This window comes from Pseudarthrobacter sp. 10T415 (assembly GCF_056394175.1).
In genome coordinates, this window is sequence record NZ_JBFTHJ010000016.1 from 44,344 (window position 1) to 56,241 (window position 11,898).

Sequence of the window (11,898 nt, forward strand, 5' to 3'; positions counted from 1 at the left end):
GGACAGCACTTACCAGGCCAGGGTCTGCGCCCGGCGCCGGATCTCGGTCTTTCGTCCCTCACGCAAGGCGTCAATGGGCCGGCCGCGAAGCGACTCGTCCGGAGTGAACAGCCATATGATCAGGTCTTCGTCGGAATAGCCGGCGTCGGCCAAGACAACAATGGTGCCTTTAAGGCTGTCCACCACCTGGCCGTCCTGGAGGAATTCTGCCGGTACCGAGCGGATCTTCCGTTCGCCCACACGCGCAGCCACGAGGGCGCGCTCATCAATCAGGCCATGGACCCTGGTAATGGAAACATTCAGCAATTGGGCGACATCGGGGAGGGGCAACCATTCGCCCACGAGGTTTTCTACGTTACTCACGGATCAAGGTTGCCACGGTGCGCGGCCCGGCGCCTAGTCGATGCATCGGCCCAATACTCCCGGCCTGCGGACACTCCGAAATTCTTCCTTACGGCAAAAGCGCGAATTCTTGTGCTAACCGCGAATTCATGAGAGATTCTCACTGTTCACACTCGTAACAAAGATCACTCGAGTAACAGTAGTATCAAGCACTAATGCGGCACCCCCGTCCGCACCCGCAGTTGAGAAGAGGATCCCTTACATGACGATGTCCCGCTCGCCGAAGCAACCCCCCAGGCCGAGCTTGCCGATGATTGCTGCGACGACGGCGGCACTGCCGGCGGTTGTCCTGTCGTCCCTGGCCCTCGCACAGCCGGCCACTGCCCAGCAGCCGGCCAAACCACTCCCCGCGACCCTGACCGCGGCGATGAACGCGCAGGCAGCAGCCAAGGCCACGGCAACGGTCATTCCGGCCTCATCCGTTTCCACCATGATTCCGGCGGCCTTTAAACCCGCACAGAATTCTGCGCCTGCCGAATACACTGTCGCCCGCGGAGACACCATCAGCGCTATCGCAGGAAAATTTAACCTGAACACCGGGGAAGTGCTCAGGCTGAACAATCTCCAGGCGAACACCATCATTTACCCGGGGCAAAAGATTAAGCTGTCCGGCAGTCCTGCCGCAGCAGCCCCGGCCCCCGCCGCGCCGGCCGCTGCACCCGCTTCGGTCGCTGGCGCCACCTACACCGTCAAGTCCGGTGACACATTGGGCGCCATTGCCGCCCGGCACAACGTCAGCCTGGGGGATGTCTTCAGCTGGAACAACCTCAACATGAGGTCCATCATCTATCCCGGCCAGAAGATCAAGGTGGGCGCCAGTTCGCAGGCACCTGCTGCCCCCGCGGCCGCAGCGGCACCGGCGGCCCCACTCGCCAACACGTCAGCCCCGCAGGCTCCGGCGGCCGGCTCCTACACCGTCAAGGCGGGCGACACCCTGTCCGCCATCGCATCGCGCCATGGGGTGAAGCTGCCCGAGCTCCTTTCGGCTAATGGGCTGAACCTCGGCTCCATCATTTACCCGGGCAACAAACTGAATGTCCCAGGCTCAGGCTCGCAGCCTGCTGCTGCGCAGCCGGCAGCGCCCGCCGCCCCGCTGGTACCCAGTTCCTTCCTTGGGTTCACGTACCCGCCGGCGGTGGTGAACTCCGCCAATGAAAACAAAGCACTGCTGAATGCTTCCCCGGTCCCGTCCCGGGCAGAGATGCAGAACATCGTGGCAGACACCGCCCGCCGCATGGGTGTCGAGCCGTCACTGGCCCTGGCGTTCGCCTACCAGGAGTCCGGTTTCAACCAGCGCGCAGTCTCCCCTGCCAACGCCATCGGGACCATGCAGGTCATTCCCAGCTCCGGCCAATGGGCCTCGGACCTGGTGGGCCGCAAACTGAACCTGCTCGATCCCTATGACAACGCCACCGCAGGAGTTGCCATCATCCGCCAGCTGCTTGCTACCAGCAAGGACCGGGACACCGCCATCGCAGGCTACTACCAGGGCCAGTACTCGGTCAGTAAGTACGGGATGTACGACGACACCAAAACCTATGTGGCAGCCATCAAGGCACACCAGAAGAACTTCGGCTAAAGCCTTGGCCGGCCCGGTTTCACGGGGCCGGCAGCCGCTGATGGAACGGGTTCGGGCCGGTTATCGGCCCGGACCCGTTCCATTGCAACTAGGATCGGAGGGTGCAGGAAAACGTGTCTGACCCCCTTGTAGGAACGCTGGTGGATAACCGCTACGCCATCAGGTCCAAGCTGGCGCGGGGCGGCATGTCCACTGTGTACCTTGCCGAGGACCAGCGGCTGGAACGCGATGTGGCCCTGAAAGTGCTGCATCCGCACTTCTCCGCGGACGAAAGTTTCCTGGGCAGGCTGGGCCGTGAAGCCAAGGCCGCCGCGAAGCTGTCCCATCCCCATGTGGTGGGGGTCCTGGACCAGGGCAACGACGGCCACACGACGTACCTGGTGATGGAGTACATCAAGGGACACACCCTGCGGGACGTCATCACTGACAAGGGCGCCCTGCCGCCACGGCTGGCATTGGCCCTGATCGACCCGGTGGTGGAAGGCCTTGCGGCAGCGCACGCCGCCGGCTTCATCCACCGGGACGTCAAACCCGAGAATGTCCTCATCGCCGACGACGGCCGGATCAAGGTGGGCGACTTCGGCCTTGCCCGGGCCGTGACAACGTCCACCAGCAGCGGCGCGCTGATTGGAACGGTTGCCTACCTCTCCCCTGAGCTGGTCTTGGGCCGGCCCGCCGATGCCCGCAGTGACGTTTACTCCGTCGGCATCATGCTTTACGAAATGCTGACCGGCAAACAGCCCTTTGGCGGCGACGTTCCCATCCAGGTGGCCTACCAGCACGTCAACAGCACGGTGGGTCCGCCGTCCGCGCTCGTTCCGGGCCTCGCAGCTGAAGTGGATGAACTCGTGCAGTGGTGCACTGCGAACGATCCCGAGAACCGCCCGGTTGACGGAAGCGCGCTGCTGCAGGAACTCCGCCACATCCGCACCAACCTGACCGATTCCGAACTCGACCTGCAGCCACCGGCAGCTCTGGGAGCTTCCCTTCACGGAATTCCCGGGACCACGGGACTGCCGGGCGCAGCGGATCCCTCCGCCGGGCCCAGCCATACCGAGTTCATCCCGCACATCAGCAATCAGACGTCCGTCATGCCCGCCGGCCGTCCGGTGCCGCCTCCCTACCAGCCGGCAGGCCCTGCCACGGCCGCCCGCAACCCAGTGCCGGCACCGCGCCCCGGCCACGCCCTCACCCCGCCCGGCGAGGACGAGAGTCCGGCCTGGGCCCCGGCTCCCCCGGCACTGAGCAAGCGGGCCCAGCGCAAGGCGGAAAAGGACGATGAGAAGGCCCGCGCACGGGCTGCCGCCACACCGGCTCGAAGCCTGCGCGAAGGCAACCCACGGCGGAGGGGCATTCTGTGGATCATCGTCCTGGTTATTGCCGCGCTGCTTGCCACCGGAGCGGGCTGGTTCTTCGGGATGGGTCCGGGTGCGGCGGCAGCAATACCGGCGGTGGCCAACAGGACCGTAGCGGAGGCCCAGCAACTGCTGAGCGATGCAGGATTCCGTTCGACCACCAGCGACGTCTTCGACGATGCCGTTCCCAGCGGCCGGGTGGTAGGCAGCGACCCGCAGGCCGGAGCGGAGATCCGCAAGTTCCAGCCGGTTTCACTGCGCGTATCGAAGGGCCCCCAGCTTTACCCCCTGCCGCAACTGACGGCCGGCACCCTCGACGAGGCCAAAAACGCCCTCAACGCCGCTGGAATGGCGCTGGGCAAAGTTACCGAACAGTTTGACGAAGGGGCATCGGCGGGGACTGTGCTCGCCCAGGATCCTGCAGCCGGTACTCCTGCCCGGCGGGGCACCGCAGTGGCAATGGTGGTCTCCAAGGGCCCCGAGCCCATTGCCGTTCCCTCTGTGGTGGGGAAGGCGGAAAACCAGGCGGTCGACGCCATCGAGGCAGCGGGCCTGAAGGCGGAGGTAGCCAAGGACGAGGTCTTCGACAGGAAGGTCCCGGAGGGCGCCGTGGTCAGCCAGAGTCCTGCCAACGGGACGCTGACCCGCGGCGGAACGGTCACCTTGACCATTTCGAAGGGTCCCCGGATGGTGGAGGTCCCAAGCTTTATCGGCAAGCAGGCGGGGGAAGCCGAACAAGCATTGCGGAAGCTTGGATTTGAGGTCCGGCTTAACAAGGTCCTGGGTGGATTCTTCGGCACCGTAAGGGACCAGGATCCGGTGGACACGGAAGTTCCGGAAGGGTCCGTCATCACCTTGACAGTGGTGTAGGCCGCTGTGGGCAGGGGCGCTTCGCGGCGCCTCTGCCCACACCGCCGTCGCAGCGCGGAGAACGCGCTGCGACGGGTGTTCCGGTCAGTTCTTGGCGAGTGCCCCGGCCACCAGGAAGGCCATTTCGAGTGACTGCATGTGGTTCAGGCGGGGATCGCAGACAGACTCGTAGCGGTCCAGGAACGCGTCCTGGTCGATCGGGTCCGCGCCGCCCAGGCACTCCGCAACGTCGTCGCCGGTCATCTCAGCGTGCAGGCCGCCCGGTACCGTGCCCAGTGCGTGGTGCACCTCGAAGAAGCCGCGCACTTCGTCGATGACGTCGTCGAAGTTGCGGGTCTTGTACCCGTTAGGTGAGGTGACCGTGTTGCCGTGCATGGGGTCGGTGACCCACAGGACCTGGGCGCCGGACGCCGTGACCTTTTCGACGACGGCGGGCAGCTTTTCACGGATGTTGCCGGCTCCCATGCGGGTGATGAAGGTCAGGCGGCCCGGTTCGCGTTCCGGGTCCAGCTTGTCGATGAGCCGCAGGGCGTCGTCGCCGGTGGTGGACGGGCCGAGCTTCACGCCGATGGGGTTGCGCACCCGCGACAGGAAGTCGACGTGGGCGTGGTCGAGTTCGCGGGTCCGCTCCCCGATCCACAGGAAGTGGGCCGACGTGTCGTAGGGGAAGCCGGTCCGCGAGTCGATCCGGGTCAGTGCGCGTTCGTAATCGAGCAGCAGCGCTTCGTGGCTGGCGAAGAATTCCACTCGCTTGAGTGCCTCGAAGTCCGCGCCGCAGGAGTCCATGAACTTGATGGCGCGGTCGATGTCGCGCGCCAGTGATTCGTAGCGGGCGTGCGCGGGGTTCTCGGTGAAGCCCTTGTTCCACTGGTGGACGGACCGGAGGTCGGCGAAACCGCCCTGTGTGAAGGCCCGAATGAGGTTCAGCGTTGACGCGGAGGTGTGGTAGGCCCGCAGCATCCGGGACGCGTCATGTCCGCGGGACTCGGGGGTGAATTCGTATCCGTTGACGATGTCGCCCCGGTAGGCCGGAAGGGTCACGCCGTCCCGGGTTTCGTCGTTGGAGGAACGGGGCTTGGCGAACTGTCCTGCCATCCGGCCCATTTTGATCACGGGCATGGCCGCGCCGTAGGTCAGCACCACCGCCATCTGGAGAATGGTCTTGACGCGGGCGCTGATCTTGTCTGCCGTGGCTGCCTCGAAGGTCTCCGCGCAGTCGCCGCCCTGCAGGAGGAATGCCTTGCCTTGCGCTGCTGCGGCCAGGCGCTCCCGGAGGACATCCACTTCGCCGGCGAAAACCAGTGGCGGGAGCACCGAAAGCTCCTTCACGGAGGCATCGAACACCTCCGTGTCCTGCCAGCTGGGCTGCTGCGAGATGGGCAGCCCGCGCCAGTCGTCAAGTCCGGGATAGGTGGCGGCGCCGCTTTGGGAGTTGCCGGACAGGGGAAAGGCTGGGTTTGCAGATAGCTGAGTCACCATCTAAGACTAGCGTCCGAGCAGGACGGCTGGACACCGTGCCGTCACGGTTCCCGGCCCTTGCGTCACAACGGATGGGCGGCGCCGGGACACCCATCCGCCGGGCACCCGGTCAGTGTGCCGCCGGCTCCCCGCCGGAGTCGTCTCCGCCAGCCGGCGGCGACGCCAGGGGCTCCGCTGCGGCGGCCGGCTCGCCGGGCTTGCCGGCCAGGCGCAGCTTCACCACGGCAGCGTATTCGTCCACGTATTCCTGCCCGGACAGCCGCTGCAGTTCCAGCATGATGCGGTCCGCTACCGTCCGCTGGGTGCCACGGTCCTCGGCCTGGTCCTGGTAGCTGCTGAAGTCGAGCGGTTCACCGAAAATCATTCCGATCCGCCGGATGTTGGGGAGCCGTTTTCCGATGGGCTGCACCTTGTCAGTGCCGATCATCGCCACGGGGATGACGGGGACCCCTGCCTGGAGGGCCAGCCTGGCGACACCCACCTTGCCCCGGTACAGCTTGGAATCGGGGCTCCTGGTCCCTTCCGGGTAGATCCCCAGCAGGCCGCCGCTGGTCAGTACGTCCATGCCGGCGCTGAGGGAGGCAGCAGAGGCTGCGCCGCCGGACCTGTCCATGGGCAACTGGTTGGTGAGCCGGAAGAAGAGCGCTGTCAGGCGGCCCTTGATTCCGGTGCCGGTGAAGTATTCGGACTTGGCCAGGAAGACCACCGGGCGGCGGACCATCAGTGGCATGAAGATCGAGTCGGAAAACGACAGGTGGTTCGAGGCGATGATCGCCGCGCCCTCGGCCGGAATGTTGTCCAGGCCCTTGACCCAGGGGCGGAAAAGAAGCTTCAGAACAGGACCGAGGAAAATCCTCTTCATGACCCAATAAAACACGCGGTGAACCTCTCGGAAGGTCGGCCCCAGGCTCCGCTCCGGGCCTGTTTCAGCAGTTCAGATGCAACCCTACTCTAGTGAGATTTATCCGGAACAGTGACACGATGTAGGCATGACTGAAAGCAGCACACCGCCTCGCCCCGTCGCGTTCAGTTATCCCGGCCATGGTCCCAATGCGGACATCGGCATCGCCATTTGCCACGGCTTCACGGGCAGCCCGCTCAGCGTGCTGCCGTGGGCGGAGCATCTCGCAGCCCAGGGCTACGCGGTGACCGTCCCCCTGCTGCCCGGCCATGGAACGCACTGGCGGGAACTCGCCCAAACGGGGTGGCGCGATTGGTTCGGCAGTTTCGAGGCGGCCTACCTCGATCTCTCCGCCAGGACCTCCACCTGCTTCGTAGCAGGCCTGTCCATGGGCGGTGCAGTGGCCCTGCTGACCGCCGCCAGGCATAAGACAGCCGGCGTGAGCATCGTCAACCCCGGCCTGAGTTTTTATGACCGGCGCGTCCGGGTGATCGGACTGCTGAAGTTCTTCCAGCGCACCACCATTCCCATTCCGGAGGAACATTCAACGGCGCCCGCCACTGAAGACGGCGACTACTCGAGGACGCCCCTGGCGGCAGTGCACGAGCTCAAGAAGCTGTTCAACGCAACACTCCGGGAACTGCCTGCGGTCACGGCACCGGTGCAGGTCTTCAAATCCGTGACCGATGAGGTGGTACCGCCCACCTCCCTGGAACTGCTGAGGGCACGGCTGCGCGACAGGGTGACGGAGGTGGTTGAACTTGCGGGCAGCGGACACGTGGCTACGCTGGACGTTGACGCGCCGGAAATCTTCGCCCGGTCCAGCGAGTTCTTCCGTGACCACGCCCGCCAATCCAGCCCTTCGGAGACCCCATGACTGCCGGCCCGGACCACAGTCCCTTCAGCAGTGCCAGCAGCGGCACCGGGCCACGCGCCGGTGTAGTGCTGTCCCATGGGTTCACGGGCAGCCCGCACAGCCTGCGCAGCTGGGCGAAGGCGCTTGCCGGGGCCGGCTTCGCGGTGCGGATGCCGCTCCTGCCGGGCCATGGCACCAGCTGGCAGGACCTGTCGCGCACGCGGTGGCAACAATGGCACGGCGCCCTGGATGATGCGTTTCTGGAACTCGATGCCGAATGCGAGCACGTTTTCGCTGCCGGGCTGAGCATGGGCGGCGCCCTTGCGCTGCGGGTCGCCGCCACGCGGCCGGTGGCCGGCGTGGTCCTGGTGAACCCCGGGCTGGTGATTGATGACCCCCGCGCTCCGTTGGCAGGGATCCTGAAGCTGGTCATGAAGAGCACCCCGGCCATCGCCAACGACATCCTGAAGGCGGGCATCGATGAAGGTGCCTATCCGCGCACTCCCGTCGCCGCTGCACACGAACTGAACAAGATGTTCAAGGACACCGCCAGGCTGCTCCCCCGCATCACGGCACCGGTCCAGGTCTACCGGTCCGCCGTGGACCATGTGGTGTCGGACAGCAGTATCTCCGTCCTGCGCCGCGGCCTGACCCATGCACCCCTGGAGCTGGTCCGTCTGGAGAACAGCTACCACGTGGCCACCATGGACAACGACGCCGAACAGATATTCCAGGGTTCGGTGGACTTCATCCGGGCAACGCTTGCTGCGTTGGCGCCCGGCGTGCCGGCTCCCGTACCGGGGTCCGGGGAGGCCGGAAATGAACAGGCCTGATTCCGGATCCGCGGACCAGGGTGCCAACCAGGACGACGCCGTCTGGCTCGACCTGGTGGCACGGCTGGAGGCTGACACGCAGCCGCCGGAGCGCAACCTGCCGGATTCTGTTGCCAAACCGGCCGGGCCGGCGTCCTTCCGCGATTTTGATCCGCTCAATCTGTCCGGTGCCGCACCCGAGGAACGTTCGGCTGCCGAGCGCGGGGACAGCCAACGCGGAGGGTCCGGGGATGACGAAACGCCGGAGGCGCCTCCGGCCGGCCCGCGCGACTACGGCGTTGAGGATGAGGGAGGCGACTTCGTGCCGGAAGAGCCCCCCAGCCTTTCCGGGACAGACCCCCTGACCATGCTGGCCTGGCTGGCCGCAGTGGGCGGGCCCATTGCGCTGCTGCTTTCCGCGATGTTCTGGCGGTCCGCGCCCGTGTTGGCCATATGGGGCATTGTTGCTGCATTTGTTGCCGGGACGGTGTACCTCATCATGAAGCTCCCGCAGGAGAAGGACGAGGACGACGACGGCGCCCGGGTCTGAGCGGTCAGCTGCGGACCCTGCTACTAACGCGGGAGAGGTCGGCGGCACCGATGAGGCCGGCGTTGGGCCCCAGGTGGGCCAACTGGATACCGGCGGCGGGCCGGAAGCCACGGCCGGTCAGGTTCCTGGCAAATGCCTTCCTGGCGGGCTCCACCAGGAGATCGCCTGCTGAACACAGTCCTCCGCCGATGACGAACAGTCCCGGGTCGAGGGCCGCTGCGAGGTTGGCAAGCCCCAGGCCGAGCCACTCCCCCACCTCTTCGATCAGTTCGCGCGATGCCGTATCTCCGGCCAGGGCGAGTTCGGTGACGATGGCACCGGTAATGGTCTCCGCGCGGCCACCGACGGCAGCCAGAAGGTCCTGGGCCATGGGCGAGTTGCTGCTGGCAAGGATCCTCGCTTCGCGGCCGAGGGCGTTGCCGGAGGCATACTGTTCCCAGCATCCGCGGTTGCCGCATTCGCAGCGGTGGCCTCCGGGCATGATGACCTGGTGGCCGAACTCGCCGGCCACGCCGAAGCGGCCCCGTTCCACCCGGCCGTCCATCACCATGGCCCCACCGATTCCGGTGCCGAGGGTGATGCATACCAGGCGGCTTTCCCCTTGCCCGGCGCCGAACCGCCACTCGGCCCACGCGGCGGCGTCGGCGTCGTTGGCCAGCAGCACCGGGCGCCGCAGGAGCTGCTGGAGGTTGGCGCGCAGGGGCTCGTTCCGCCAGGCGAGGTGGGGGCTGAAAAGGACGGTGCCGCCGTCGAGGTCCATCCAGCCGGCGGCCCCAATGCCCACCGACCGGATCCGCCGCCCGCTGCCGAGCTCTTCGACCAGTTCCACGATGACCCGTTCCACAGCCCGGGGATCAGTCCCGGGCGTGCTGCGGCGGGCTTCGCTGAGGATCCGGCCTTCCTCATCCACCACACCTGCAGCCACCTTGGTGCCGCCGATGTCGATGCCGATCGCCAGTCCGCGGCGGCCCAGGCGTGCCCGCCCCCGGGAACCTTTACCCTGCCCTGAAGTGGCGCGGTACGGGGCGGACCGCCGCTTCCACGGCGCGGATCGACGGAGGTGGCCGGCCTGGTCGCCGGAGGGCGGTGCGTACATAGTCCCCAATTCTAGGCTCGCGGCCGCACCCCCGGAGCCGGGGCACGCTGGCTCCGGATACGCCCCTCCCGCATTGACGGCTAAGTTACTGGCCAGTAACTTTAGATACAGCACTGTCCTGCGGCGGCATACTAGGCTTGTGGCATGCCCCCTGCGGGACGACGGATATCAAAGGAGCTATAGTGCGCCAATTCAGTGTTCCGCCCCTTGTTGTTGTTCCACCGGAGACCAACATCACAGACCTGCTGCTGCGGCAGGCCGAGAAGGCCAGCAACCCGGCGCTGTTTTCCCGCCTTGACGCATCAGGCTCCTGGCAGAACGTGTCCGCCACCGACTTCCTGGCCGACGTCAATGCCCTCGCGAAGGGTCTGATGGCCAGCGGCGTGGGCGCCGGCGACCGGGTGGGAATCATGTCCCGGACCCGTTACGAATGGTCCCTGGTGGACTTCGCCATTTGGTTTGCGGGCGCCATCTCGGTTCCGATCTATGAAACTTCGTCCCCGTCCCAGGTGGCCTGGAACCTCGGCGATTCCGGAGCCGTTGCCGCATTCGGCGAATCCGCTCACCACGAAAACATCATCCTGCAGGCCGTTACCGCCGAAGGCCTCACCGACTTGCAGCACGTCTGGCAGCTTGAAGGCAACGGCCTGGATGCACTCCGCGAAGCCGGGCGCGGCGTCAGCGACGACGAACTCGAGTCGCGGCGGAGTGCTGCCGGCCTCGCTGACACCGCCACCATCATCTACACGTCCGGCACCACCGGGCGGCCCAAGGGTTGCGAACTGACGCACGGGAACTTCGTGGAGCTCTCGGACAACGCCCTGGCCATCATCGGCGAAATCGTCCACGAGGACGCCAAGACCATCATGTTCCTTCCGCTGGCACACGTCTTCGCACGGTTCATTTCCGTCCTGGCCATGGCTGCCGGGACCACGGTGGCGCACACGCCGGACATCAAGAACCTGCTCGCGGACCTGCAGAGCTACGAGCCCACGTTCATCCTGGCCGTGCCACGGGTTTTCGAGAAGGTCTACAACTCGGCCATGACCAAGGCAGAGGACGGCGGAAAGGGCCCCATCTTCCACCGGGCCGCCGATACCGCCATCGCGTACTCCAAAGCACGCCAGGAAGGCCGCATCGGACTGGGCCTCAAGCTCCGCCATGCGCTGTTCGACAAGCTGGTGTACGGCAAGCTGCGCGCCGCGATGGGCGGCCACGTGGCCCACGCCGTGTCCGGCGGCGGCCCGCTCGGCGAACGCCTGGGCCACTTCTTCCAGGGCATCGGCATGCAGGTACTCGAGGGCTACGGCCTGACCGAAACCACAGCCCCCATCTCGGTCAACACCCCGTCCCGGATCAAGATCGGGTCCGTAGGCAAGCCGCTGCCCGGCAACGCCGTAAAGATCGCTGAGGACGGCGAAATCCTCACCCAGGGCGTCTGCGTAATGCGCGGCTACTACAAGCGCGATGACCTCACCGCGGACACGTTCGACGACGGCTGGTTCCGTACCGGGGACATCGGCCGGCTCGACGAGGAGGGCTTTGTCTGGATCACCGGCCGCAAGAAGGAGATCATCGTGACGGCCGGCGGCAAGAACGTCATCCCCGCCCTGCTGGAGGACCAGATCCGGGCCGACGCCCTGGTCTCGCAGGTCCTGGTTGTGGGTGACAACCGCCCGTTCATCGGCGCCCTGGTCACCCTTGACCAGGAGGCGCTGCCGGGCTGGCTCCAGCGGCACGGACTTCCGGCCGGCACCTCCCTTGAGGAGGCAGGGGACAATCCTGTGGTCAAGGCAGCGGTGCAGGACCTGATCACCGCCGCCAACGGGTCTGTGTCCCAGGCCGAGGCCATCAAGTCGTTCAGGATCGTTCCGGCCGACTTCACCGAGGCGTCCGGACACCTGACGCCGTCCATGAAGGTAAAGCGGGCACAGGTGATGAAGGACTTCGAGACCATCATCGAGGAGATGTACTCGGCGCCCCGCTCCTGACCCAAGC

Annotated in this window: 10 protein-coding genes; 6 read left to right on the plus strand and 4 right to left on the minus strand. The window is 66.1% G+C overall.

Translation table 11 applies throughout. The features are described from left to right. Positions 1-9 precede the first annotated feature (9 nt). Positions 10-363 (minus strand): Rv2175c family DNA-binding protein, encoded by a 354-nt coding sequence (locus tag AC1DBN_RS17325; RefSeq protein ID WP_172829943.1) that lies wholly within the window; start codon positions 361-363, stop codon positions 10-12. Between the two features lie 241 nt (positions 364-604). On the opposite strand from AC1DBN_RS17325, the gene AC1DBN_RS17330 reads away from it, so the two are divergent. After that, the gene (locus AC1DBN_RS17330; protein WP_477723768.1) at positions 605-1,981 is read left to right on the plus strand and encodes a lytic transglycosylase; all 1,377 of its coding nucleotides are present in this window, start codon (positions 605-607) and stop codon (positions 1,979-1,981) included. 101 nt (positions 1,982-2,082) lie between these two features. Beyond that, on the plus strand, positions 2,083-4,206 hold the full coding sequence (locus AC1DBN_RS17335) for a Stk1 family PASTA domain-containing Ser/Thr kinase (RefSeq protein ID WP_477723769.1): 2,124 nt from the start codon (positions 2,083-2,085) through the stop codon (positions 4,204-4,206). 84 nt (positions 4,207-4,290) lie between these two features. Here the strand turns inward: AC1DBN_RS17335 and AC1DBN_RS17340 are convergent, their stop codons facing one another. After that, positions 4,291-5,685 (minus strand): class II 3-deoxy-7-phosphoheptulonate synthase, encoded by a 1,395-nt coding sequence (locus AC1DBN_RS17340; protein ID WP_091719463.1) that lies wholly within the window; start codon positions 5,683-5,685, stop codon positions 4,291-4,293. Between the two features lie 109 nt (positions 5,686-5,794). Beyond that, the gene (locus AC1DBN_RS17345) at positions 5,795-6,562 is read right to left on the minus strand and encodes a lysophospholipid acyltransferase family protein (RefSeq protein WP_477723770.1); all 768 of its coding nucleotides are present in this window, start codon (positions 6,560-6,562) and stop codon (positions 5,795-5,797) included. A 112-nt stretch (positions 6,563-6,674) separates the two neighbouring features. Between AC1DBN_RS17345 and AC1DBN_RS17350 the strand changes: the two genes are divergently transcribed. The 3 genes from AC1DBN_RS17350 to AC1DBN_RS17360 are packed head-to-tail and all read left to right on the plus strand — an operon-like array spanning position 6,675 to position 8,804. Next, positions 6,675-7,463: an alpha/beta hydrolase gene (locus AC1DBN_RS17350; protein ID WP_314216339.1), complete on the plus strand. Its 789-nt coding sequence runs from the start codon at positions 6,675-6,677 to the stop codon at positions 7,461-7,463. Further along, positions 7,460-8,275 carry an alpha/beta hydrolase gene (locus tag AC1DBN_RS17355; protein ID WP_477723771.1) on the plus strand — a complete coding sequence of 272 codons (816 nt, stop codon included), beginning with the start codon at positions 7,460-7,462 and terminating at the stop codon, positions 8,273-8,275. The genes AC1DBN_RS17350 and AC1DBN_RS17355 overlap by 4 nt, the downstream gene beginning before the upstream one ends. Further along, positions 8,262-8,804 (plus strand): hypothetical protein, encoded by a 543-nt coding sequence (locus AC1DBN_RS17360; protein ID WP_477723772.1) that lies wholly within the window; start codon positions 8,262-8,264, stop codon positions 8,802-8,804. The genes AC1DBN_RS17355 and AC1DBN_RS17360 overlap by 14 nt, the downstream gene beginning before the upstream one ends. A 4-nt stretch (positions 8,805-8,808) precedes the next feature. Here AC1DBN_RS17360 and AC1DBN_RS17365 read toward each other — a convergent pair whose 3' ends face one another. Beyond that, complete coding sequence (locus AC1DBN_RS17365; protein ID WP_314216343.1) at positions 8,809-9,900, minus strand: ROK family glucokinase; 1,092 nt, start codon at positions 9,898-9,900, stop codon at positions 8,809-8,811. A gap of 182 nt (positions 9,901-10,082) precedes the next feature. Between AC1DBN_RS17365 and AC1DBN_RS17370 the strand changes: the two genes are divergently transcribed. Beyond that, a complete protein-coding gene (locus tag AC1DBN_RS17370) occupies positions 10,083-11,891 on the plus strand; it encodes an AMP-dependent synthetase/ligase (RefSeq protein WP_477723773.1) in 1,809 nt (602 codons plus the stop codon). The last annotated feature ends 7 nt before the right edge of the window (positions 11,892-11,898 follow it).